We start from the raw sequence: 22,837 nt of genomic DNA, 5'->3' as shown, positions 1-22,837 counted from the left end.
GCCACCATGCAGCATTACGATGTCGCGATCATCGGGGGCGGTCCGGCCGGGCTGACCGCGGCCATGACGCTCAGCCGGTCCATGCGGCGCACGGTGGTGTTCGACTCGGGGGGGCCGCCGCGCAACGCCGCCTCCCACGGAGTCCACGGCATCGTCGGCCTGGACGGGGTGAGCCATGCCGAGTACCGCCGCCGCGCCTGGGCCGACCTGGACGCCTACGGCATGGCGGAACTGCGCGAGGAGGGCGTCGTCGACGTGGCGCACGCCGCGGAGGGCGGCTTCGACGTGACCGCCGAGAGCGGGGCCAGGGTCTGGGCCCGGCGGGTGCTGCTCGCCACCGGAGTGGTCGACGTCCACCCGGAGGTGGAGGGGTTCGGCGAGTGCTGGGGCAGGACGGTCGTGCACTGCCCGCTCTGCGCGGGCTGGGAGAACCGTGACCGCGCCTGGGGCGTGGTCACCTCGGACCCGGAGTTCGCACGGAAATCGGCCACCGGATTCGCCGCCTGGAGCGACAACGTGATCGTCTTCACCGGTGAGGCGGGACCGGCGGGTGGCGTGCCGGACGGGGACGACGGGGCGGAAGTGATCGAGGGCGAGATCCGCAGGCTGCACCACACCGACGGGGATCTGCGCGCGGTCGAACTGGACGACGGCCGGGTCATCGCCCGCCAGACCCTGTTCTGGCAGCCCGACCAGCGGCCGGTCCCCCTGGTCGCCCGGCTGGCGAAGTGCCTGGGCCTGGCGCTGAACGGCGACTGCTACGTCAAGGTGGACGAGTACCACCGCACCAGCGTCCCCGGCGTCTACGCCGCCGGGGACCTCACCACCGAGGAGCAGAGCGCCGCCGAGTCGGTGGCCGCCGGATCCGCCGCCGCATTCCAGATCGTCACCGACGAGACGAGCCGGTAGGCGCCGGCGGGACGGGGTGGTGGCCGCCGGGAAGACGGGCAGACGGGTCCGGGACGGGACGGACCGGGAGGCCACGCCCGCCGGCCCGCCGTCGCGCGTGGCCTCCCGGATGCTCTCAGCCGCTCTTGCGGCGGAAGGAACGCTTGCCCCCGACAGGGCCGTGGGCGCTGTGGATCTTCGAGGCGTTCTTCCCCCGCCCGCCCGCGTTCGCCTCCGTCTGGGCGAGCTTCTTGCGCTCGAGAGCCTCACGGAACTTGCGCTTCAGCTCGTCCTCGGCGCCCTCGGGCTCCGGCGTGACATCAGCCATGTGACCTCCTGATCCGGACGGGTAGTCCAACTCCGGCCAACCGGATCATCATCCTCTCATGTCCGAAATCTCGTTCCGGACGCGAGGCCGATCCGGCCGGGGCTCAGTGGAGGCCCAGGGCCATCAGGAAAAGCAGGCCGGCGATGTGGCCCACGACGACGAAGCCGATGATGAAGATGAACAGGAACTTGGCCGGCCCGTGCTCGAAGTGCTCGCCCTCCTTGAGGGGACCGCGCCCGGCCTGCCGCTCGGCGATCCGCTCCTCGATGGACTTGCTGTGGAACATGGGGCTCCTCGACCGGAGAATTGTTCTGGACTATTGGGATAACAGCGGTTTGTACCCAGAAAATCCTACTGTGTCGGAAATTTATGTAAATATGAGACATGTCGGAGTGCTCCCGACCGGCACGTCCGGCGGATTGCCCATCCTCGATTCGGGTACGCTCTCCCCGCTGCTCATGCGGCGGGAACCGGCCGGCGCCGCCCGGCGCCGCCCGGCGCCCTCGCCCCGTAAGGACGGACCTGCGGAGCGGGGCGAGGTGGGCACCGCCTACGATCGTGGGGCGGCTGCACATGGAACTTGCCGAACCGCAAGGCCTCCGCCAGACGCTGACCCGCGTGATCGCCGCCGCGAACAACGCGAATAGATGATCCATATTGAGAGGAACAGGGAGACGTCATGGCCGGAAGTCACGCAGGGAGCCCCAAGTCCTGGCTCGCGGTGGTCGTCATCCTGGCGGGATTCACACTCGGCGGCGTGGCGCTGTGCCTCGGTCCGAACTGGCCGCTGGTCTGGGCGGGCGTGGGCGTCATCGCGGTGGGTGGGGTCATCGCCCTGCTCGTCGACATCTTCTCCGACGTGATCGTGGACGCGCCGCGCGTGATCGGGGCGGAGAAGGTCGAGCGGAAGAGCTGAACCGCCGTCCCCGGTCACGCCGGGCCGCCGTTCCCGTCCGCCACCGTGAGCGGGCCCGGCGGCTCGGCGAGCGGGTCCGCTAGGAGGTCCCCTGGACGGCCTCCTCAACGGTCGGGGAGACCTCGAAGGCCGAGCGCAGGCCGGTGATGGCCAGGATCCGCTCCAGGGTGCCGTGCACGCCGGCCAGGACGAGCCTGGTGTTCAGGGCGCGGCTGCGCTGGAGGCTCCAGATGAGCTCCGCGACCCCCGCGGAGTCGCAGAAGGTGAGCCCGGCGACGTCGATGACGACCAGCGCGGGGGTCCCGGCCTCCCAGACCCTGGTCATCTCACTGCGGAAAACGGGGGCGTGGCCGTAGTCGAGTTCGCCGTCGGCATGGACGACGAGCACTGAGTCGTACACGTCTGATGAGACGGTGAAAAGGGGCATTCCATACTCCTCCGCCCGCGGGTGGCAGGGCGGGCTGCCTCTGTCCTACCAGGTCTGCGGACCCGGTAACGCCCCGGGGGGTGATGAGATTCGAGGGAACGACCGAAAGTGTCCACTTTCGGTGGATTCTATGGAATCCACCGAACCATGAAGTACGCGGAGCGGTGGTGGGGGGACCTCCGGCCCGGTGCGTCCAGGCGCTACGGTGCAGGGGTGGACAGGATCTTCACCGTCGAGGAGGCGCGGGCGATGATGCCCGCCGTGCGGGAACGGGCCGACGAGTTCGTGCGCATGCGCGGTGATCTGGCGGAGCTCGCCCAGGACCTCAGGGACCGGGGAGAGTCGGAGCGGGGCGGGCTGCCGGAGGTCAAGGCGCTGGAGGCGCGCCTGGACGAGATCCTCGGCTGGTTCAGCGCGCACGGCATCGAGGTCAAGGGGATCGCGCCGCTGCTGGTCGACTTCCCCTCGGTGCTCGACGGGATCTCCGTGCGGCTGTGCTGGCTCGAAGGGGACCGCGAGCTGGGCTGGTACCACCGCGACGAACTCGGTTTCGCCGGTCGCCGCCCCCTTCCCTGACGGCTGCCCCCTTCCCTGACGGCCGCCGCACCGGCGATGCCGGCCCCGGTCGTGGTCGTGCCCCCGTACGGGTGAGCCGTCGTCATCCGGGCGGGACGTCCGCGGGTGCCGTACCGCAGGACGCGGAACGGCGCCCGGACGTCAGAGGGCGCCAGCCGCGCTCGACTGACCGGCGGCACCGTCCGGGGTCGTCGCCCGCGCCGGTGAACAGGGCGGTCAGCAGCGGCACGCCGTGGGCGAGCGCCTGTCGGGGCAGAGGGCCGGTCGCGACCAGCGACGCGAGCCCGTGGCCGACGGTCCAGCTCTGCGTGGCGAGCTCCAGCGGGTCGACGTCGTCGCGGAGACGACCGGCGGCCGCGGCCCGTTCGACGCCGCGGACCAGATGGTGCAGCGTGCCGTCCGCGGCCGCGGCGTCCTCCAGCTCGAATGCGGCGTCGAACATGACCCGGTAGAGGTCGGGGCCGGCCATGGCGTTGGACAGGTAGGCGGCGCCGAGGGCGGCCAGGTCCCGTACCGGATCCGCCGACGGCGCGACCGCGGCGAGCCGGGCCTCCAGACGGGTGAACCCTTCCTGCCGCACGGCGCTCCACAGGCCGTCCATGCCGTCGAAGTAGGTGTAGACGGCCATGGTCGAGACGCCGGTCCCGGCCACCAGCGAGCGGAGTGTGACCGGCTGCCGGGCGGCGAGCAGTTGTGCGGCCCGGTCGATCAGCAGGGAGCGGACCGCCGGGTCCTTCACTCTCACCATGGCACCACAATACATAACGCTGCTATGTTTTCGACGTATGCCGAACCGCCTGCGCCGACTCAAGGAGCGGACATGACCGTGACACTGCTCAACCCCGACGGACTGCCGAAACCCGAGGTCTACCGCCAGATGTCGATCGCCACCGGGTCGAAACTGGTGTTCCTGGCAGGTCAGGTGGCCCGCGACGCCGAGGGCCGGCGCGTCGGCGAAGGAGATCTGGCCGCCCAGGTCGAGCAGGCCTATCTCAACATCGGCACCGCCCTGGCCGCGGCCGGCGGATCCTTCGACGACGTGGCCAAGCTGACCGTCTACGTCGTCGACTGGACACCCGACAAGATGCCGCTGCTGGGAGAGGGCGTCGCCCGGGCTGCCGCGAAGCTGGGGGCCGACCCGGTCAAGCCGATCACACTGCTGGGCGTCGCGGCGCTGGGCGAACCCGATCTGCTGGTCGAGGTCGAGGCCACCGCGGTCATCGACTGAGTCGGCGGCCGCGGAGCCGGGGCGCATCGGGTCAGGAGGCGACGCCGCGGTAGAGCTCCCTGGCGAGCCTGGTCGTCCGGTCGGTGGAACGCCGCCAGCCGGTCCCCGCGGGATGGGCGGTGAGCAGCACCATGATCCATCGTTCTCCCGGGCCGACGAGGCCGGTGGTGTGCAGCACCGGACGGTCCAGATCGGGGACCGGACCCGTCCCGGCGGCGGAGAGGCCGCCGGCTCCCGTACCGGCGCGCGCCGTGCTCACGGTGGTCGCCGCGGTCGTGCTCCCGGTCGTCGTGCCCGACGCGGCGGCCCCGCGGACGCAGCGGACCGGGGGCGTGGAACCGTACCCGGACCAGCCCTGCTTGACCGCCCACGGGCCGGGCACCCCGCGCGGGATCCCGAAGAACTGGTCGAAGCCGTCGGAGCCGCACCGCCCGGCCTTGCGCAGGTGACCGAGGATGAGGTCGCCGACCCTCCGGTCGGCGCGGTCGAGCAGGTAGCGGTAGGTCCTGACGACGTCCAGCGCGCTGAGCGAGGTGTAGCCCCAGAATCCGGGCAGGTCGGCGGGCGGGGGAGCGGGGTCGGTCAGGCCCAGCTTCCGGGCCGTGCGTGTGATGATCCTGCCCCGGCCGCCCCGGTTCCAGAACGCCGTGGCGGCGGCGTCGTCGCTGACCCGCAACATGGTCCGGAGCAGTGCCTGGTCCCGCCGGGGCACGCTCGGGTGGGACTCCAGGTAGTCGATCGCGATCAGGATCTTCACCACCGAGGCGGACCTGAACTTCCGGTGCGCCGACCGGTGCGCGACGATCCTGCCCGCCTGCCGGTCGAAGACCACGTATCCGGCGGCCGTCCCGGGCGGGACCTCGGGCCTGCCGGGACCGTCCGCGGACCCCGCGGACGGGGCCCCGGCCCCGCCGGAAGAGGCCGCGGCCGTCGCGGGAGCGGCGGCCAGGGCCAGGAGGACGGCGGCCGGGACGGCGAGGGATCGCATCACCCGCCCATGCCTACCAGATCCGGGGTGCGGCCGGTGGTCAGGCGCGTTTGGCGATGGTGGCGATGAACGGCTGTATCAGCCGGGCGGCCAGCGGGCCGAACGCGGCCAGGATGAGCACGTAGGCGGCGGCCAGCGGGCCCAGGTCCGGGTGGGCGCCGGCGGCCACCGCCAGCCCGGCGATCACGATGTTGAACTCGCCGCGGGGGATGAGCGCGATGCCGGCGCGGACCCGTCCGGCCTGGCCGATGCCCGCCCGCCGGGCGGCGTACACGCCGGTCAGCAGCTTGGTGATCATGCTGGTCAGGGCCAGCAACGCGGCGAGCCCCGCCACGGGCAGGATCTTCGCCGGATCGGTCTGCAGGCCGAAGAAGACGAAGAAGATCGCGGCGAACAGGTCGCGCAACGGCGCCAGCAGCGCCTGGGTCTCGTGGGCCAGTTCCCCCGACAGGGCGATGCCGACCAGGAACGCCCCCACCGCGGCCGACACCTGCAGCTGCTGGGCGGCCCCGGCCACCAGCAGGGCCAGGCCGACCACCTTCAGCAGCAGCACCTCGGAGTTGGGACTGGACACGAACGCCTCGATGAACCGCCCGAAGCGCAGCGCCACCAGCAGCACCACGCTGACGGTGGCCAGCGCGATGCCCACGGTGACCGCGCCGCCGGCGAAGCTGAGACCGGCCAGCATGGCCGTCAGCACCGGCAGGTAGATCGCCATGGTCAGGTCCTCGAAGACCAGCAGCGACAGCACCACAGGGGTCTCGCGGTTACCGATCCAGCCCAGGTCGGACAGGACCTTGGCGGTGATGCCGGAGGAGGTGGCGTAGGTGACTCCGGCCATGGCCACGGCGGCGACCGGGCCCCAGCCGAGCAGCAGCGCGCAGATCGCGCCGGGCGCGGCGTTGAGCACCAGGTCCACCAGGCCGGCCGGGGCGTTGCTCTTGAGGCTGGTCACCAGTTCGTCGGCGTTGTACTCCAGCCCGAGGGTGAGCAGCAGGAGGACGACGCCGATCTCGGCGCCGGTGGCGATGAACTCCTCGCTGGTGGCCAGGGGGACGATGCCGCCGGTGCCGAAGGCCAGCCCGGCGATCAGGTAGAGGGGGATGGGCGAGATGCCGACACGCAGGGCCAGAGCTCCGAGGATGCCCAGCCCGAGCAGGACGGCACCGAACTCGAGGAAGAGGATTGCGGTGTGGTGCACTCGCCGGCCTATCCGTGGGAGAAGATGTCGGCGACGGCGGCGGTGCTCTCCGGGCTGCCCACCACGACCACGATGTCGTCCCCGGTGAGCCGGAACTCCGGTCCCGGGCTGGCGACGACCTGGCCGGAGCGGACCACGGCCACGATGGAGGCGCCGGTGCGGGTGCGCACCTGGGCGTCGCCCATCGGGCGCCCGGCGTAGGGCGAGCCGGACGGGATCGGCAGCTGCAGGCTGACGAGCCCTTCGACGTCGCGGTGCAGGGCGTTGAGGCGCTGCACGATGCGCGGGGCGCCCAGCAGCTCGACCAGCGTGTCGGCCTCCTCGTCGGTCAGCTTCACCGTCTCGCACGCCCGATCGGGGTCGTCGAGATCGTAGATCACCAGGTCGCGGCGGCCGGTGCGGTGCGAGACGATCCCGATTCGCCGCCCGGACCGTGTGGTGAACTCGTGCCGCAACCCGATCCCCGGCAGCACCGTCTGCTCGACTTCCACCGCGCTGATCCTCCGCTCGTTCATATAGCGCCCATCCGCATCTCGGTCGTTGCCAAGAACCTACCAACAGCACGTCTCGTGACGATTCGGGACGGTGCGGGCAAGCGCGTCCGGCGACGGGCGGGCGCCTGATCGTTGAAGTGACGCCGGATCGTTGAAGTGGCGCGGGGTCTCGTCTCTCAGTCCACGTCGACGTCGTCGAGAAGGCGGAGGAGGCGCGAGAGGACGTGGACGCAGGCGGCGATGTCGGCCTCGGTGAGGTCGCCGTCGATCTGGCGCAGCACCGCGCGCTCGCGGTCGATCACGGCGCCGATGGCGTTGCGGCCCTCCTCGGTCAGCCGGATGAGGGAGGACCTCTTGTGCGCCGGGTTGGGCACGGCTTCGACCAGGCGGCGCGCGGCCGCGTCATTGATCATGCGCTGCACGAACTGGCGGCTCAACGCCTGGGCCCGGCCCATCTGGGGGACGGTCATGGGCCCGTGCTCACGCAGCAGGTTGAGTACGGCCCGCACCCCCACCGACAACCCCTCGATGGGCGCGTCCTGCTCCACCTTGCGCTGGGCCCGGCGATACAGCGGGCCCACCAGATCGAACACCTCGATGAGCCGGTCGGCCAGTTCATCGGATGCCGGGGCGCGGCTTGCCTCACTCACCCCACCATGATGACACCTGGGTTGCCATCTTTCATCAAAAATGACACCTTGGTTGTCATGAATGACATGTTCTGGACCGATACGGGCACCGGCCGACCCCTCGTCCTGCTGCACGGAGGCTTCCTGGACCACGGCATGTGGGACGACCAGATCCCCGTCTTCGCCTCGCGGTACCGCGTCATCGCGCCCGACGCCCGCGGGCACGGCCGCTCCGCCAACGCCACCGGACCGTACCGGCGCACCGACGACCTCGCCGCCCTCCTGCGCCACCTGGACACCGGGCCCGCGATCCTGGCGGGAGTCTCCATGGGGGCCTCGACCGCGGTCGACACCGCGCTGGAGCATCCGGAACTGGTCAGCGCCGTGGTCGTCGTCGGCGCCGGGACCAGCGAACCGTACTTCACCGACCCCTGGACCACCCGGGTCTGGACCGCGTGGCACGCGGCGATGACCGCCGGCGATCTGGAGGCCTCGGTCGAAGGGCTGACGCTTTTCGCCGCGGGCCCGCACCGCGCCCTCGGCGATCTCGACCCCGAGGTCGTGAACCGGCTGCGCCGGATGACCCGGGGCACCATGTCCAAACACACCAAAGACGAACCCGACTATCTCATCCCGGTACGGGACACCTGGGAGCGCGCCGCCGACATCACCGTTCCCGTGCTGGCCGTCAACGGCGCTCTCGATTCCCCCGACCACATCGGCATGGCCGAACGCCTCGCCCGTACCGTCGCCGACGGTCGTGTGATCTCGATCGACGGAACCGCCCACTACCCCAACATGGAGCGCCCGGACGTCTTCAACGGGATCCTGGAGGACTTCCTCCGCACGGTGTGAACCCCTCGACCGCCGAGTCCGCGCCCGGAGGTCCGGTCAGGGCGCCGGGCGGACCTCCAGACCCCAGGCGGTACGGAATCCGCTGATGGAGTTCCAGGCGAGGTGGGTGTCCCGGGCGAAGACGTACCGGGCGGCGGCCAGGGCGTCGAAGGAGCTCGGGCCGCTCTCCTCGGCCGTGGCGGCGGTCATGCGCCCCGCGTCGAGACGTTCGTCGAAGACTTCCTCGATCGTGGCGCAGAAGTAGACGTAGGTGGCGAAGTCCCGGCGTAGCTGGATGACGTCCGGGGGTTCGTCGGCCGCGGCCTCGGGCTGCTCGTTGAGGATCTTCAGCGTGGCGCTGCGGGCGTACTCGCCCCGGGCGACTGCGTGAAGGAAGCGGCGTAGGTCCTGATAGACGGAGGGCAGCGCCGCGTTCATGGCGTCGGCCTTGCGGTGGATCTCTCCGGCGACGATGGCCGCAGCCGTTCTCGCCAGTTCGTCGGCATTCTCTGGTGCGGGATGTTTGGCCGCCTCGATGACCTGGCGGGCCGCCCTGATGAGATCACGCGGCAGCCCTCCGGCCAGGCAGTGGCACAGCGCGACGTACGGTTCGGTCAGCCCGATGACCCGGCGGTGGAGCAGTCGCCGGGATTCCACGTACGGCAGGGGGCCGACCCTGACGATCTCGTCGAAGGAACTGTCGAAGGTGTCGCGGAGCGGAAGGCCCCGGCGTTCGAAGGCGGTCAGGGCGTCGTCCGAGACCGAGACGATGAAGTAGACGTAGGGCACGCCGAACACACCCTTGATCTCGTTGAGGAACCGCTCGGCCTGCTCCGGTGAGCCGATCTTGTCGAGTTCGTCGACGCCGATGCACACACGGTGGCCGCGCTGGTGCATCACCCGGGCGATACGGCGGGCGAAGCCGCGGAACTGCTCGACGATCTCCGGGTAGCTGAGCGGTTGCTCGGCCCTGGCGAAGGTGCGCACGGCCTGGCCGCTGACGGACACCGGCAGTTGTACGGTTCCCGTCCAGCCGGTCGAATGGGTCTGCAGGTGGCGGCAGCGGTCAAGGTTGCGTTTGGCGTCGGCGATGGCCAGCTCGGGGATCCTGCGGGGCGAATTCCGCCGCCAAGCCCATAACGTGCGCGCCAGGAGAAGCACGTCCGACACGATGCCGACGATGAGCACCGGTCCCGCGACGGCCCAGATCGCGATAAGTGAAATACCCGTGGCGTTGACGATCTCGGTCCGCCAGTGGAGCGTCGCGGCCGGGGCGAGGATGTAGAGAGGGAAACGCAGTGTCAGCCAGCGGACGAACCCGAGTGCCCGGGAGAAGAGGAGCGAGCGGTCCGTCCGGTGTTTCGCCTGCTCTCTGGTGAAGTACCGGATCACGCTACGGCAGAACACGCCGAACAGGTGGAGCACGAAGTCCTTGGCGACGTAGTCGACCGGGGCCGAGACCATGCACCGAAGGTCCGTCCGCCCGCCTCCGGGCAGATCCTCGCAGTAGCGGCGCACAAGCGTCGACTTTCCCGCTCCCCGGGGGCCCGCCACTCCGACGCTGGCTCCGGCCAGCCGATCGAGCAGTCCGTCGAGCCGGGCTGCGACGCCGGTGGACACGTGGTAGGAGCGGTCGTGCACCTCGCTCAGTCCTGGGCTGCTGACCACCGCCATGGCGTGCGCGAACTTGTCCTCACGTGCCGCGTTGATGCGACTGCGGACCTCGGAGACGAGGGCGGTCCCGCTGATGACACCGATCAGATTGTCCCGCGCCAGGTTCAACCGGACATCAGACAGATCGGTGGTCATGATGCCATGGCCCAGCAGGGTGCTCTTGAACCTGCTGGCGATCAGGGCCAGGGCCGAGGCCACCAGGAGCGTCGACCCGGCCCACGTGGCCGACTCGGCCCATGCCCATGCCGTCCAGACGCCCAGCGCCAGCATGGTCAGGCCGCCCAGCCCGCAGGCGACCGCGAACAGACCCAGGACCAGGGTGAGCATGCGCCCCGCTTCGCTGGCTTGCGTGCCATAGCGGGCGAAGGCCTGTTCGTAGGTGGTGAACGCCCGGTCGGCCGTTCTCAGGATGTTTCCGGCGTTGCTCACCATCTCTATACGGATACGGGCGATCGAGACAGCCAGTTCCTCCACCGCTGAACGGATCTCCTCGCCGGTGAGGACATCGTCGAGGGCGGCCATGTACTGGTCGAAAAGCCTGACGTCCGATCTGAGGGGGTTGGTGACCACCGCGTGTGAACCCCTTCCGTCCTTGGCTACCACCAAGGTGGTCTCAGGGCGCAGGCGGCGTCAATCGCTCCCGGAGCTGTTCGGTGATGGCGGTCGCGAAGGGTCGCGGGAACTCGTGCCGAGCGCCTGCGGCAGCCTTTGGGGGCGGTGCGCCGGCGCTTCTTCGGTTGGTTTATGTCCTGTGCCGAATACGGGCTTCCAAAGAAAAGAGCCCCCCTGCGGAAGGGGGGGCCTCACGGCATGTCCTAATGGGCGGCCTCGTACTGTTCCACGATCGAGGAGGCGATCCGGCCGCGCTCGCTGACGGTCATACCGCGGGACTTGGCCCACTCCCGGATCCTGGCGCTCTTCTCGCGCTCCACGGCCCGGCTCGCGATCCCGCCGCCCCGGCGGCCACGCTCGGTCCGCTCGCGGCGGACCGGCCGGGCGGCGTTGATGAAGGGGGCCAGCGCCTTGCGCAGCTTGTCGGCGTTCTCGTCACTCAGGTCGATCTCGTAGGCGGCGCCTTCGATGGCGAAGGAAATGGTTCCCGACGCCTTGCCGCCGTCAAGATCGTCGATGAAAGTCTCCACGACCTTCTTAGCCATGTCATGCTCCAAATGGTGATGTGCTGATGCGTACTTTAGCGGCCCATGGCGGCCGTCGCCTCGAAGGGGAAGATATTACGGCATGTCAAAAAGCGTGTGGTAAGCAGGTCTACCAGAAGCGGTGGAGCTTCCGTCTTCTGATATCGAGTCATACCGGGACCGTCCCGGCGCCGGGTGGTCCGTGATTCCTTCCTCTCCGCTGCCCGGCCCCGCGGGAGCGCGGGGCGTCCGAGTTCTCCGGTTCCGTCCGGCGCCGGATCTCCCCGGCCCCCGGATGCCCTCAGGCGGCCGGCAGGGTGACGCTGAAGCGGGCGCCGCCGCCGGGGTTGTCGCCGGCGGCGATGGTGCCGCCGTGACGTTCGGCGATGCGCTGGCAGATGGCCAGGCCCAGACCGGTGCCGCTGTAGGCGGTGGCGACCCGGTGGAAGCTGGCGAAGATCGCCTGGTGCTCGCTCGGCGGGATGCCGATGCCGCGGTCGGTGACCTCCAGGCGCACCCAGCCGTCACCGGCGGGGTGGGCGGTGACGTCGACGTGGGCGGCCCGGCCCGGCGGCGTGTACTTGATGGCGTTGCCGACCAGGTTGTCCACCAGCTGGCGGATCAGGGCCGCATCGGCGCGGATGGCCGGAAGCGATCCGATGTACACCTGCGGCATCGGGGCCGACGGGACGGCGGCGGCCGCGGCCAGGTGCTCGTCGACGACCTCGCGCACCAGCGTGCCCAGACGGAGGGGAGCCAGGGCCAGGGGGGCGTCACGGGCGGTGGCGTAGGTGAGCAGGTCGTCGATCAGCCGGCTCATCCGCCAGGTGGCGGCCACGACGCGCTCCAGGTGGAGTACCTGCTCGTCCAGGCCCACCTGGTCGGACAGGCTCTCGTGCACCAGCTCGGCGAACCCGCGCACCGCGGCCAGCGGGCGTTTGAGGTCGTGGGCGACGATGCCGGCGAACGCGGCCAGCTCGGCCTCACGCTCGCGCAGCGCGGTGATGTCGAAGGCGGAGGCGACGGCGCCCACGATCTGGCCGTCATGGTGCAGCGGCTGGGCGTGCACCATGACGGCCCGCCGGGTGCCGTCGGGTACCGCCACGAGGGCTTCCACGGCGTTGACCTTCTCGGCGCGCAGTGCCCGCGCCAGCGGGGTTTCCTCCACGGGCATGAGCTTGTCGTCGGGGTAGGCCATGTCCAGCTTCGCGGCGATCTCGGTGAGGGTCGGCGCGTCACCGGCCGGCAGGACGGCGCGGGCGATGCGGTTGCCGTGCACGAGCCGCCCGCCGGTGTCGACGGTCATCACGGAGACGTTGATGGCGTCCAGGATCTGGGTCAGGTAGGCCTTCTGGGCGACCAGCTCGTCGCGGGTGGCGCGCAGCTCGGCCTGGTCGGCCTCGTGACGGGCCAGTTCCTCGTGCAGAGCGGCGCTGGTGGCGGCCAGCTTGTCCTCGCGCTCGCGTACCGCGGTGATGTCGTGGAAGACCGCGACCGCGCCTGCCTGCCCGGCGGCGGCGTCCAGCGGCCGGGCCGACACCGAGATGATCACCCCGTCGGGATGCCCCAGGTTGCGGATCATCATCGGCACCTGCTCGGCCGACTCGCCGGCCAGGGCGCGCACCAGCGGCAGCTGCTCGGTGGGGAACGGATCCTCGCCGTCGGCGGTGAAGATGCCGTAGTGGCGCTGCCAGGTGCCGATCCGGTCGTTGGTGGAGGGGATGCCGAGGATCGTCTTGGCGGCCGGGTTGTGCAGCAGGAACGCGCCGTGCTCGTCGATGACGCTCACACCGTCGCTGACACTGTCCAGGACCGCCGAGAGCAGGGCGGCCTGGCGGCTGGAGGCCTCCTCGGCGGCGCGCAGCTCGGCGGTGGCCTCGACGACCTGGGCCCGGGCCCGGGCCCGGCTGCCGGCCAGGGCGAAGGTCAGCGCCGCCAGCAACGCGCTCGCCACGACCCCCGCTCCGGTCACGATCACGGGCAGGGCGCTGTGCGTCCCGGGCAGATGGGCGCTGGTGGCGGAGAGCTCCAGCTGCCAGTGGCGCTGGGCGACGCGTACCTGACCGGTGCGGCGCAGGTCGCGCGTGCCGTCACCGGCGGCCTTCAGGGTGGTCACCGTCACGTCGGTGCCGTCGCTGTGGTGGGCGCGCAGCCGCACGTCGGCGCTGCCGTGGGTGACGTGCTGCAGGGTGGCGCCGATGAAGTCCTGTCCGCGTACCTCCATCAGGATCCAGCCGAGGAACGGCCGCGGCGAGCCGGCGGCCGGGGGCGGTCCGTGGACCGGGGCGGCCAGCACGAACGACCGCTGCTGCCGGTGCGGCGGCAGCAGCGCGTCCCGGCTCGGCACATAGCTGTCCGAGATCGTGACCTGGCCGCTGTGGCGGGCCTCGATGAGGGCCTGAGTGGCCGCCGGGGACAGGGCGGTGCCGTCAGCCGGGGCGGCGAACCCGGCCAGGGGGTGGTTGAAGACGGGGAAGATGTGCTCGTGCTGCTGCTCGTACTCCCGCTCGTGCCCGGGATCCGTGACGCCCGGCCCGAGGTCCGCCGCTCCGCGGTCGCGCCAGGTCGCCCGCAGCCGGGGGATCTGCTCGTCGGTGGCGGCCACCATGAATGTGATCGAGGTCGCGCCGATCAGGCCCATCTTCTCCAGCGGCTGCACGGCCTGGGTGAACCCGGTCCTCGTCAGCGGCCGTATCGTCCCGGCCGAGGCGGCGATCATGCGCATCGTGTCGACGTAGCGGCCGCTCTCCGCGGCCACCGCCGCGCCCGCCAGCTCCATCCGCCGGCTCACGGCCTCGTCGGCGGCACGCTGCTGGACGGTCCGCAGCGCGACGCCGGCCCCGACGGACAGGCCCGTCCCGGTGATCGCGACCAGCAACGCCGCGAGGACGGCCAGCACGCCGGACGGCCGGACGGTCCGGCCGGTCTCGCCTTTGATCACATTCCACACGGACCTCCCATCGGCAGGCGGGAGACGAACCTGACATGTCGTCTGTGATCAGCTGCGCACTCTGGTGGTGACGGACTCGGTGAAGCGGAACTCGCAGAACCTCTCCCGCAGTTCCCTCCTGCCGCGGTGCCGGGCGTACTCCGCCTCGTCCAGCGCCTCGAAGCTGTCGAAGCCGAGCTTCGCACGCCCGGCCGTGGCCGTTCCCTTCGCCGGGGCGGGCAGCCGGGCGGACATGACGACCCGCCCCCGGTGCGGCATCGGGCCGTGGGCGTCGCACCAGGTCCCGTCGGCGTACCGGCGGCAGGGCAGGACGGCCAGGCGCTTTCCCGCCGTGTCGTAGAGCACGGCGCGGGAGGGTCCGCGCGCTCCCTCGGGGAACCGGCCCCCGACCCAGAAGGCACCCCGGTAGGGCGCGAAGGACGGCGTCCAGGTCTGGGAGTAGTCGATGACGTAGGTGACCCTGTCCCCCGGGCGGACCGCGGGCGTGGCGCGCACCTTCACCGCGATGGAGATGAGCGGGTCGCGCCCGCACTCCGCGGTGTCCGTACGGCAGGCCGCCGCGGAGACGGGAACGGCCTGGGCGGCGGCGGCCGGGGCCGGGGCCGCGGAAACGAGGGCGAGACCGGCGACGAGACCGGTGACGGGACCGAGAACGCGACGCATGAGACCTCCTGGAAGTGCCGCGGCCGCCAACGACCATGACGTATCCGGCGACGGAACGGTTCGGCGGACGCCCGGCCGGATCGCCGGCCGGGTTCCCATCCGCCGCCCGCCCGTGCCAATGTGGTGCCCGGGGGAGATCAAGGAAGCCGAGGAGAGCCCGTGGCGCCGAAGGAGATCGCTGCCCATGCCTGACGACCGCCCCTATGACATCGTGCTGTTCGGCGCCACCGGGTTCACCGGTGCCCTGACCGCCGGGTATCTCGCGCGCAACGCCGGCCCCGGCTGCCGCTGGGCGCTGGCCGGGCGCGACCCCGCCAAGCTCGAGGCGGTCAGGGAGCGGATCGGCCTGCCCGGCCTGCCTCTGCTCCACGCCGATGCGGGCGACCCCGCCTCCCTGGACGGCATCGCCCGGCGGACGCGGGTGATCGCCACCACCGTGGGCCCCTACCTGTCCTACGGCGAGCCGCTCGTGGCCGCCTGCGCGCGTGCGGGCACCCACTACGCCGATCTCACCGGCGAGCCGGAGTTCGTCGATCTGATGTTCACCCGGCACCACGCCAGGGCGAGGGAGACCGGCGCGAAGATCGTGCACGCCTGCGGCTTCGACTCGATCCCGTACGACCTGGGCGTCTACTTCACCGTCGGCCTCCTGCCCGAGGACGTGCCGATCCAGGTCGACGGGTACCTTCGCGGGAACGGCAGGCCGTCGGGCGGGACCCTGCACTCGGCCGTCACGGCCCTGTCCCGCGCTCCGCAGGCCGCGCGGGCCGCCCTCGACCGGCGCCGGATCGAGGAGCGCCCCGCCGGGCGCCGGGTCGCCGGGCGGCCCGGCACGCTCCGCTACGTGGGCGGCTGGGCGCTGCCGCTGCCCACGATCGATCCGCAGATCGTCGCCCGCTCGGCCCGCGCCCTGGAGCGGTACGGCCCGCACTTCGTCTACCGGCACCACATGGCCGTCAAGCACCTGGGCGGCGCCCTCGGCCTGGCCGCCGGGGCCGGGGCGCTGGCCGTCCTCGCGCAGATCCCTCCCGCGCGCTCGTGGTTGCTCGGCCGGGTCCTGCCCGGTTCCGGGCCCACCCCCGAGCAGCGGGCCGCGAGCTGGTTCAAGGTCACCTTCGACGGGCGCGGCGGCGGCGAGCGCGTCGTCACAGAGGTCGCGGGCGGCGACCCCGGATACGACGAGACCGCCAAGATGTTCGGCGAGTCGGCGCTCTGCCTGGCCTTCGACGACCTGCCGGAGGTCTCGGGCCAGGTGACCACCGCCGTGGCCATGGGCGACGCGCTGATCGAGCGCCTGCGCCGGGCGGGGATCACCTTCCGGGTGCTGGGCGGCCCCAAAGCCTGATCTGGAGGGAGCCGGAGTCATACCGGTCGACATTCTCACCGGGCTCTCACGATCGACGAGGCATGCCTAGGATGGCTTCCGTGGCGATCATCTCGGCGTACACGCTGCCCGGTGAGAGAGTCCTGCCGGAAGGCATCGCATACAGCTCCGCCCACGGTTTCTACGCCGGGAGCATCGCCGACGGCACGATCTTCCGCGGCTCTCTCGACGACGAACTGGCCCAGGTCTGGCAGCCCCCCGGGAAAGACGCCCGTACCTGCGTTCTGGGTATGGCCGTGCACCGGGATCAATGGCTGGTCGCGTGCGGCGGTGAGACGGGCCACCTGTTCGTCTACGACATGGCCGACTCCGCCCTGGTCGCCCGGCGCACCGTCCCGGCGGCGAAGACCCTCCTCAACGACGTGTGGACCGTGGGCGGGGCCGCCTTCGTCACCGACTCGGCCCGCCCCGTGCTCTGGCGGCTCCCCCTGGGCGCCACGCCGCAGGCCATCGGCGAACCGGAGGTCTTCGCCGACCTCTCCAGCGCCGGAGCGAACGCCTTCCTCAACGGGATCACCGCCACAGCCGACGGAACGGCGCTGCTGGTCGCCGCGCAGGGCACAGGGACGCTGTGGCGAGTGGAGACGGCTTCCGGCGCGGTCGAGCAGGTCCACCTGCCCGAGGGCTGCGGCTTCTGCGCGGACGGGCTTCTCCTGCTCGGCGATCGCCTGCTTCTCGGCGTGGTCAACGAGACCCGCGAGGGCACGATCGTCTTCTCCCTCGCCGCCGTGGCATTGGACGCCGCCGCTCGGAAGGCCGTTCCGGTGGGCAAGTGGGACGACCCCCGGTTCGACACCCCGACGACGATCGCACTCGCGCGACGACGGCTGCTCGTGGTCAACTCCCAGCTCACCAGAGCCGAACCGGCCGCTCCGTTCCACGTCATCTCCATGGACCTTCCGCCGCTGCCGTAAGCCTGTCCTGCGACGTGCGGGAGAGGCCGCCCCGCGCCACCCCGGGTGAGGTACGGCGGGCGGCCATGCCCGCCCGCCGTACCGGTTCCACCGGATCAGGCCGGATCAGATCCGCTGCCAGAGGGCCGGGACGTTCGGCGGCTCCCAGCCCGGCAGTGAGGTGTGCGCCTGCAGGCACCGGTAGCCGACGCCGTCGTAGGTCACGGTGTCGCCCGCGGCGTACTGCTTCCACACCTCCCAGTCGGTCCCGCCCTGCCCGCCGCCGACGGTGAGGGTGAAGGAGGCCGACCGGTCGGCGGCGGCGCCGTCGCCGTTGAGCGTGACGGTGTAGGTGCCCGGGGGAGTGCCCGCCGAGGTGGTGACGGTCACCGCGGACGACTGCCCCGAGGTGATCGTCGCCGGGCTGAAGGTCACCGTGGCGCCGGCGGGAAGACCGGCGGCGCTCAGCGCGACGCTCTGCGCGTTTCCGGAGGTGACCGTGGTGCTCAGCGTGGCGGAGGCGGACTGTCCCGGCTGGACCGTGGCCGAGGACGGGCTCACCGACATCGAGTAGTCGTCCACCGGCGGCGGGGTGTCCCCGGCGGCGAGCCTCCACAGGACGTGGGCGGCGGCGTCGGCGTTGCGGTCGAGCGCGGTGGCGTTGACGTTGCCCGTGGTGTCGCAGGCGGAGTGGTAGCAGCGGTCGAACGCCTGGCCCGCGGTCCCGCCCCACTTGGCGGCCTGGGCGGAGGTCTTGATGTTCGACGCGCCGGTGAACACGCCGCCGACCCGCACGCCCGCGTTCTTGAACGGGGCGTGGTCGCTGCGGCCGTCACCCTCGGTCTCGATCTCGGTCGGGACGTTGATCGATGCGTAGAACTCCTTGAAGTGCCCCTCGATGGTCCGGTCGTCGTCGTAGACGAAGTAACCGGGGTTCGGCGAGCCGGTCATGTCGAAGTTGAGGTACGCCTCGACCCCGGCCGCCCCGCCGTTCTGGACGTAGTAGGTCGAACCGTTCAGACCCGACTCCTCCGCGGCCCACCAGGCGAAGCGTACGTGCTTGGTGAGCGTGGGCCGCTCGGCGGACACGGCGAGGGCGACCTCCAGGAGGGTGGACGAGCCCGAACCGTTGTCGTTGACGCCCGGCCCGGCCGGCACGCTGTCCAGGTGGGCGCCGAGCATCACGGTCTGGTTCGCCGGGCCGCCGGGCCAGTCCGCGATCAGGTTGGTGTGGGTCCGGCCGCTCAGGGTGAAGGACTGGGTCCGGGTCTGGTAGCCGGCCGCGTCCAGTCTGCCCTTGATGTAGTTGAGCGAGGCGGTGTAACCGGCGGTGCCGGAGGCCCGGTTGCCGCCGTTGCCGGAGGCGATCGACTGCAGCTGGTTCAGGTGCGCGGTGACGTTGGCGACCGGGATGTCCGGAGCCTCACCACCCGGGCCTCCGCCGCCCACGACCAGGCTGAAGCCGAGCTGCTTGTCCGCGCTCGCGCCGTCGGCCGTGATCGTGATCGCGTGGGTCCCGGTAGGGGTGCCCGACGTGGTCGACAACCTCAGGGTGGAGGACTGCCCGGCGGTGATGACGGCCGGGGTGAAGGTGGCGGTCACCCCGGAGGGCAGGGTGCCCGCCCGCAGGGTGATGGACTGGGCGCTGCCGCCGGTCACCGTGGTGCTGATGGTGGCGGTGGCGGACTGGCCCGGCTCCACGTTCGCCGAGGACGGGGCGATCGAGGCCGAGTAGTCGTCGCCGGGCGTCTGGCAGGCCGGCTCGTTGCTCTGCGCCGGGACGTTGATCGCGTTCCAGGCCGCCTTGGTCGCGTTGAACTCGGCGCAGCTCCCCGGGAACAACTGCCGGGCGGCGGTCAGGGTGTGGACGCGCGCCTGGGCGTGGGTCCGGGACCCGCCGGTCTTCATGGCCAGGCCGGCGAGGAAGATCTGGCCGGCCTTCTGGATGCCGATGCCGGTCAGCGTGGCCGGGCCGGAGCAGACCGTGCTGGCCGGCTTGCCGGGCGGGTTGGTGCCCTCGGCCAGCAGGTAGAACCAGTGGTTCTGCGGACCGGCCGCGGCGTGCACCTCGGTGTTGGGGATGGAGGAGCTGTAGCAGTTGGGATCGCCCAGCGCGCCCGGGTTGTACATGTTGCGGATCGGACCCTGCCCGACCAGGTTCACTTCCTCGCCGACCAGGTAGTCCGGCGGGTCGTTGGGGTTGTTGGCGTAGTGCTCGGTCAGCGCGCCGAAGATGTCGCCGGTGGACTCGTTCAGGCCGCCGGCCTCGTTGCCGCCGCCCGCGCCGTCGGTCCCGGCGAACTGGTAGATCGCGTGGCCGTACTCGTGGGCGACCACGTCGATCGGGGTGGCCTGCTGGGTGTTGGCCTGGTTGCGGCCGAAGTTGGTGTAGGAGCCGTTCCAGAAGGCGTTGACCTGGTTCAGGCCGACGCGGGCGGGGAAGGCGCCGCCGGCCGCGTTGAAGCCGTTGTACTGGAACCACTCGCGGAGCATGTCCCATTCCTTCTGCGCCGCGTACATCGCGTCGACGCAGGCGGTCTCCAGGTTGGTGCCCTGGCCGTTGCCCCAGTTGTCGTCGGTGCCGGTGTAGGCCGAGCCGTTCTGGCCGCCGCAGCGCAGACCCGGGCGGGTGGTGTCGGTCATCGAGTAGGAACCGCCGGAACCGGAGGTCGTGATGTTCAGCCCGGCGCCGTTGTAGAAACCGTGGCCGGTGCCGGCGCGGACCTCGTCCCAGGAGTCGATGACGGCTCCGGTTCTGGCGTCCACGAAGACGTGCAGCACGCTCGGGGCCTTCTCGCCCTGGCCGGTGACCACCACCTCCCAGGCGAGCCGCGGCCTGTCCGTGGCGGCGTGCACGAGCAGGACGGGAGTGCTCACGCTCTCGACGGAGGCCAGCTGCCCGCGGGCCGTCACGGCCGCCGCGTCCGCGGTCACCTTCGCGGTGGTGTTCACTTTCAGCCTGACGGTCTGGGCGGTGTCGACGAGGCCCACCTGGCGGCCGGTCTTGTCGGTGGTGACGACCACGTCGCCGCCGTAGACCGGCAGCCCGCGGTGGGTGCGGGTGTAGTTCAGGAACTGCAGGCCGCCGGGGCCCGAGGTGCTCTCCTTGAGCCGGAACTCGTCGTCCGCGCCCGCGAAGAGGGCGTCCGCCTCGACGATCAGGGCGCTGTGGGCGTTGTTGAGCGCGCGGGTGCGGGATTCGGGGTCCGGTGGGGCGAACGCCTGCGCGGCCGGGGCCCGGGAGCCGGTGCCGGCCGGGGTCGCGGTGGCGCTTGTGGCGCTCACGACCGAGGTGGTGGTCAGGGCGGCGGCCGTCAGTACGGCGACCGCGCCCAGCCTGGCCTTGGGGTTCACTCGGGGTGACTCCTCTCGATGTCCCTTGGGGGGTTGAGGGATACAAGGAGCCCGAGGGAGAACGGCCGGTCACGCCACTGCGCCGCGTGACCGGCCGGCCTTCCCCCGACGGTTTGGGCTGGACCAAAGCTGACAGTCCGGGTACGGAGCCGGATACCCCACGAAATTCCATAACGCCGTCATATGGATCACGGGTGGCGCGGCCTGTCGCCGAGCGGGCCGTGCCGGTCCAGCCAGGCGGCGTAGACGGGGGCCTGCCGTACCTCGGCCCAGTAGGACCGGGTGACCGCCCGGACGAGTTCGGCGGCGTGCGGGGCGACCGGTCCCTGCTCGGTCCAGCCGAGCAGGTGACGGAACCGGAGCGGGGTCCCGGCCAGCGGGCGGATGGCGATCCCGGCGTAGCCCTTGCTGGTCGCCTGGAACATGCCCACGCACCGGGCCGAGGCGATCAGGTCGACGGCGAGGCTGAGGTCGGCGGAGTAGGCGACCCGGGGCTCGAACCCCTGCTCGGCGCAGGCCGTCCAGAAATGCTCGCGGTGTCCCGCCTCGGCCAGCGCGTGCATGCTCCAGTCCTCGCCGGCGAGGTCCCGCAGCTCGATCTCCTCCCGCGCGGCCAGCGGGTGGGACGCGGCCAGCCCGACGAAGATGGGCTCGTCGGCGATGCCGGCGTAGGCCACCCCCGGCGGAGGGGAGAGCTCGTGGCCGGGATAGTCGCCGAGGGTGGCCAGCTCCAGCCGCTGGGACTCCAGCAGGCCGGGCAGCAGGTCCATGGCCTCCTCGGTGCGCGCCACGATGTCGGCGTCGGCGAACAGGTCGCCCAGGCAGGAGATGACGCTGATCGCCAGGTGGCTGGACATGCAGCCGACCCGGATCGTGAGCCGCTCGGCCGTCCGCCCGGCGTAGCGCATGCCGTCGCGCCGCAGTTCGTCGAAGGCGGGGAGCAGGGACCGCGCCCGCATCAGCACCCACTCGCCGAGCTGGGTGGGACGGGCGCCGTCGCGTCCCCGTTCGAACAGCGCGCCGCCGAACATGCGCTCGATGCGCCGGAGCTGCGCGGCGAGGGCGGGCTGGGACATCTTGAGGCCGACCGCGGCCCTGGAGATGCTGCCGGCCTCGGCTATGGCGCAGATCGCCCGGAGGTGACGAATCTCGAGATCCACACCGAGAGGCTAATAGTAAAGGTTCTTTCCGGTAAGGCCCAACTTTCGCGGCGCCGCCGCTGCCGGGCCCGTCCGGACCGCCGTGGCCCACGGGATTAGAGCCGCCGGGGGAGGGGACGTGACCTCTGGACGGTCTTCGGCAGCGGGAGGCGGAGGAAGAGGATGCGAACCACTGGAGGGGCACGATGACCTTCCACGTCGGCTCCGAGGTCGGCCGGCTCCGGCAGGTCATCGTGGACAGGCCCGATCTGGCGCTCAAGCGGCTGACCCCGTCCAACAAGGACGACCTGCTCTTCGACGAGGTGCTGTGGGTGCAGCGCGCGGTGGAGGAGCACGAAGAATGGCAGCAGGTGCTGCGGGACCGCGGCATCACCGTGCACATGTTGTCGGACCTGCTCCGGACCACGGTCGACATCCCCGAGGCCCGCAAGCACATCCTCGACGGCGGCGTCGACGAGCGCGGGCTCGGGCCGATGGCCACCGACGCCATCCGCAACACCCTGGACAGCCTGGACACCGCCATGCTGGCGCGGTTCCTGACCGGCGGCATCACCAAACGGGAGGTCATGGAACTGGGCTGCGAGCCCGAGAGCGTGGTCTTCCACGCGATGGGTCCCGACGACTTCGTGCTGCCGCCGCTGCCCAACCACCTGTTCACCCGGGACACCTCCTGCTGGATCTACGGCGGGGTGTCCATCAACGCCATGCGCAAGAAGGCCCGCCGGCGCGAGACGGTCAACTACGAGGCGATCTACCGCTACCACCCGATGTTCGCCTCCGGCTACGACCGGCCGGACACCGAGGGCGGCTACCACGTGTGGATGCCCGGCATGGCCGCCGCCCCGGCCACCATCGAGGGCGGGGACGTGCTGGTCATCGGGCGCGGCGCCGTCCTGGTCGGGATGAGCGAGCGCACCCAGCCGCAGGCCGTGGAGATGCTGGCCATGAGCCTGTTCTCCCGGGGAGCGGCGGAGCGGATCGTCGCGCTGAACCTGCCGAAGACGCGGGCGTTCATGCACCTGGACACGGTCATGACGCAGGTGGACGTCGACGTCTTCACCAAGTTCGCCGGTCTGGGCATGCTGCCGTCCTACACGATCGAGCCGGGCGACAC

22 protein-coding genes are annotated in these 22,837 nt (G+C 71.2%); 8 read left to right on the top strand and 14 right to left on the bottom strand.

Features of this window, described 5'->3' with window-relative positions; genetic code table 11:
• Positions 1–6 precede the first annotated feature (6 nt).
• Positions 7–909 carry an NAD(P)/FAD-dependent oxidoreductase gene (locus tag IEZ08_RS40560; RefSeq protein ID WP_068923891.1) on the top strand — a complete coding sequence of 301 codons (903 nt, stop codon included), beginning with the start codon at positions 7–9 and terminating at the stop codon, positions 907–909.
• Between the two features lie 115 nt (positions 910–1,024).
• Here the strand turns inward: IEZ08_RS40560 and IEZ08_RS30665 are convergent, their stop codons facing one another.
• Both IEZ08_RS30665 and IEZ08_RS30660 read right to left on the bottom strand, forming a co-directional pair.
• Positions 1,025–1,216, bottom strand: coding sequence for a DUF5302 domain-containing protein (locus IEZ08_RS30665; RefSeq protein WP_068923890.1), 192 nt, complete (start codon positions 1,214–1,216; stop codon positions 1,025–1,027).
• 103 nt (positions 1,217–1,319) lie between these two features.
• Complete coding sequence (locus IEZ08_RS30660) at positions 1,320–1,502, bottom strand: hypothetical protein (RefSeq protein ID WP_068923889.1); 183 nt, start codon at positions 1,500–1,502, stop codon at positions 1,320–1,322.
• A 393-nt stretch (positions 1,503–1,895) separates the two neighbouring features.
• On the opposite strand from IEZ08_RS30660, the gene IEZ08_RS30655 reads away from it, so the two are divergent.
• Positions 1,896–2,132 (top strand): HGxxPAAW family protein, encoded by a 237-nt coding sequence (locus IEZ08_RS30655; RefSeq protein WP_068923888.1) that lies wholly within the window; start codon positions 1,896–1,898, stop codon positions 2,130–2,132.
• A gap of 79 nt (positions 2,133–2,211) precedes the next feature.
• On the opposite strand, the gene IEZ08_RS30650 is transcribed toward IEZ08_RS30655, so the two are convergent.
• On the bottom strand, positions 2,212–2,559 hold the full coding sequence (locus IEZ08_RS30650) for an STAS domain-containing protein (RefSeq protein WP_068923887.1): 348 nt from the start codon (positions 2,557–2,559) through the stop codon (positions 2,212–2,214).
• 213 nt (positions 2,560–2,772) lie between these two features.
• Here IEZ08_RS30650 and IEZ08_RS30645 point away from each other — a divergent pair, with 213 nt between their 5' ends.
• Complete coding sequence (locus IEZ08_RS30645; RefSeq protein ID WP_229803685.1) at positions 2,773–3,135, top strand: DUF2203 domain-containing protein; 363 nt, start codon at positions 2,773–2,775, stop codon at positions 3,133–3,135.
• A gap of 82 nt (positions 3,136–3,217) precedes the next feature.
• Here IEZ08_RS30645 and IEZ08_RS30640 read toward each other — a convergent pair whose 3' ends face one another.
• Positions 3,218–3,883, bottom strand: coding sequence for a TetR/AcrR family transcriptional regulator (locus IEZ08_RS30640; RefSeq protein ID WP_189243501.1), 666 nt, complete (start codon positions 3,881–3,883; stop codon positions 3,218–3,220).
• A 72-nt stretch (positions 3,884–3,955) separates the two neighbouring features.
• On the opposite strand from IEZ08_RS30640, the gene IEZ08_RS30635 reads away from it, so the two are divergent.
• Positions 3,956–4,363: a RidA family protein gene (locus IEZ08_RS30635; RefSeq protein WP_068923885.1), complete on the top strand. Its 408-nt coding sequence runs from the start codon at positions 3,956–3,958 to the stop codon at positions 4,361–4,363.
• A 31-nt stretch (positions 4,364–4,394) separates the two neighbouring features.
• On the opposite strand, the gene IEZ08_RS30630 is transcribed toward IEZ08_RS30635, so the two are convergent.
• From IEZ08_RS30630 to IEZ08_RS30615, 4 genes are all read right to left on the bottom strand, one after another.
• A complete protein-coding gene (locus tag IEZ08_RS30630; protein ID WP_229803704.1) occupies positions 4,395–5,351 on the bottom strand; it encodes a hypothetical protein in 957 nt (318 codons plus the stop codon).
• A 40-nt stretch (positions 5,352–5,391) separates the two neighbouring features.
• Positions 5,392–6,552: a cation:proton antiporter gene (locus tag IEZ08_RS30625; RefSeq protein ID WP_068923883.1), complete on the bottom strand. Its 1,161-nt coding sequence runs from the start codon at positions 6,550–6,552 to the stop codon at positions 5,392–5,394.
• 8 nt (positions 6,553–6,560) lie between these two features.
• On the bottom strand, positions 6,561–7,067 hold the full coding sequence (locus IEZ08_RS30620; RefSeq protein ID WP_373294390.1) for a cation:proton antiporter regulatory subunit: 507 nt from the start codon (positions 7,065–7,067) through the stop codon (positions 6,561–6,563).
• Between the two features lie 155 nt (positions 7,068–7,222).
• Complete coding sequence (locus tag IEZ08_RS30615) at positions 7,223–7,696, bottom strand: MarR family winged helix-turn-helix transcriptional regulator (protein WP_068923882.1); 474 nt, start codon at positions 7,694–7,696, stop codon at positions 7,223–7,225.
• A 66-nt stretch (positions 7,697–7,762) separates the two neighbouring features.
• On the opposite strand from IEZ08_RS30615, the gene IEZ08_RS30610 reads away from it, so the two are divergent.
• Positions 7,763–8,530, top strand: coding sequence for an alpha/beta fold hydrolase (locus IEZ08_RS30610; protein ID WP_229803684.1), 768 nt, complete (start codon positions 7,763–7,765; stop codon positions 8,528–8,530).
• A 36-nt stretch (positions 8,531–8,566) separates the two neighbouring features.
• On the opposite strand, the gene IEZ08_RS30605 is transcribed toward IEZ08_RS30610, so the two are convergent.
• The 4 genes from IEZ08_RS30605 to IEZ08_RS30590 all read right to left on the bottom strand — a co-directional run bounded on the left by IEZ08_RS30605 (position 8,567) and on the right by IEZ08_RS30590 (position 14,932).
• Positions 8,567–10,753, bottom strand: coding sequence for a class I SAM-dependent methyltransferase (locus tag IEZ08_RS30605; RefSeq protein WP_189243499.1), 2,187 nt, complete (start codon positions 10,751–10,753; stop codon positions 8,567–8,569).
• A gap of 245 nt (positions 10,754–10,998) precedes the next feature.
• Positions 10,999–11,340, bottom strand: coding sequence for a histone-like nucleoid-structuring protein Lsr2 (locus IEZ08_RS30600; protein ID WP_068923880.1), 342 nt, complete (start codon positions 11,338–11,340; stop codon positions 10,999–11,001).
• Positions 11,341–11,620: 280 nt separating this feature from the next.
• On the bottom strand, positions 11,621–14,260 hold the full coding sequence (locus IEZ08_RS30595) for an ATP-binding protein (protein WP_189243498.1): 2,640 nt from the start codon (positions 14,258–14,260) through the stop codon (positions 11,621–11,623).
• A 57-nt stretch (positions 14,261–14,317) separates the two neighbouring features.
• Positions 14,318–14,932: a hypothetical protein gene (locus IEZ08_RS30590; protein WP_189243497.1), complete on the bottom strand. Its 615-nt coding sequence runs from the start codon at positions 14,930–14,932 to the stop codon at positions 14,318–14,320.
• 184 nt (positions 14,933–15,116) lie between these two features.
• On the opposite strand from IEZ08_RS30590, the gene IEZ08_RS30585 reads away from it, so the two are divergent.
• On the top strand, positions 15,117–16,277 hold the full coding sequence (locus tag IEZ08_RS30585; RefSeq protein WP_189243496.1) for a saccharopine dehydrogenase family protein: 1,161 nt from the start codon (positions 15,117–15,119) through the stop codon (positions 16,275–16,277).
• 80 nt (positions 16,278–16,357) lie between these two features.
• The gene (locus IEZ08_RS30580; protein WP_189243495.1) at positions 16,358–17,230 is read left to right on the top strand and encodes an SMP-30/gluconolactonase/LRE family protein; all 873 of its coding nucleotides are present in this window, start codon (positions 16,358–16,360) and stop codon (positions 17,228–17,230) included.
• A gap of 105 nt (positions 17,231–17,335) precedes the next feature.
• Here the strand turns inward: IEZ08_RS30580 and IEZ08_RS30575 are convergent, their stop codons facing one another.
• Positions 17,336–20,563 carry a M28 family peptidase gene (locus IEZ08_RS30575; RefSeq protein WP_189243494.1) on the bottom strand — a complete coding sequence of 1,076 codons (3,228 nt, stop codon included), beginning with the start codon at positions 20,561–20,563 and terminating at the stop codon, positions 17,336–17,338.
• Between the two features lie 188 nt (positions 20,564–20,751).
• Complete coding sequence (locus IEZ08_RS30570) at positions 20,752–21,723, bottom strand: LysR family transcriptional regulator (protein WP_068923874.1); 972 nt, start codon at positions 21,721–21,723, stop codon at positions 20,752–20,754.
• Positions 21,724–21,908: 185 nt separating this feature from the next.
• Here IEZ08_RS30570 and IEZ08_RS30565 point away from each other — a divergent pair.
• Positions 21,909–22,837, top strand: a 929-nt coding sequence (locus tag IEZ08_RS30565; protein ID WP_189243493.1) for an arginine deiminase, incomplete at its 3' end; no start/stop codon positions are given.

Source organism: Planobispora rosea (genome assembly GCF_014648175.1).
GTDB classification, from domain to species: domain Bacteria; phylum Actinomycetota; class Actinomycetes; order Streptosporangiales; family Streptosporangiaceae; genus Planobispora; species Planobispora rosea.
This window is presented reverse-complemented; position numbering and strand designations above follow the sequence as displayed.

Coding starts and splice junctions, on each gene's coding strand:
- IEZ08_RS30610 (WP_229803684.1), top strand. CDS start 7,763: ATGTTCTGGACCGATACGGGCACCGGCCGACCCCTCGTCCTGCTGCAC.
- IEZ08_RS30585 (WP_189243496.1), top strand. CDS start 15,117: ATGCCTGACGACCGCCCCTATGACATCGTGCTGTTCGGCGCCACCGGG.
- IEZ08_RS30620 (WP_373294390.1), bottom strand. CDS start 7,067: ATGAACGAGCGGAGGATCAGCGCGGTGGAAGTCGAGCAGACGGTGCTG.
- IEZ08_RS30665 (WP_068923890.1), bottom strand. CDS start 1,216: ATGGCTGATGTCACGCCGGAGCCCGAGGGCGCCGAGGACGAGCTGAAG.
- IEZ08_RS30630 (WP_229803704.1), bottom strand. CDS start 5,351: ATGCGATCCCTCGCCGTCCCGGCCGCCGTCCTCCTGGCCCTGGCCGCC.
- IEZ08_RS30640 (WP_189243501.1), bottom strand. CDS start 3,883: ATGGTGAGAGTGAAGGACCCGGCGGTCCGCTCCCTGCTGATCGACCGG.
- IEZ08_RS30600 (WP_068923880.1), bottom strand. CDS start 11,340: ATGGCTAAGAAGGTCGTGGAGACTTTCATCGACGATCTTGACGGCGGC.
- IEZ08_RS30650 (WP_068923887.1), bottom strand. CDS start 2,559: ATGCCCCTTTTCACCGTCTCATCAGACGTGTACGACTCAGTGCTCGTC.
- IEZ08_RS30660 (WP_068923889.1), bottom strand. CDS start 1,502: ATGTTCCACAGCAAGTCCATCGAGGAGCGGATCGCCGAGCGGCAGGCC.
- IEZ08_RS30590 (WP_189243497.1), bottom strand. CDS start 14,932: ATGCGTCGCGTTCTCGGTCCCGTCACCGGTCTCGTCGCCGGTCTCGCC.
- IEZ08_RS40560 (WP_068923891.1), top strand. CDS start 7: ATGCAGCATTACGATGTCGCGATCATCGGGGGCGGTCCGGCCGGGCTG.
- IEZ08_RS30655 (WP_068923888.1), top strand. CDS start 1,896: ATGGCCGGAAGTCACGCAGGGAGCCCCAAGTCCTGGCTCGCGGTGGTC.
- IEZ08_RS30635 (WP_068923885.1), top strand. CDS start 3,956: ATGACCGTGACACTGCTCAACCCCGACGGACTGCCGAAACCCGAGGTC.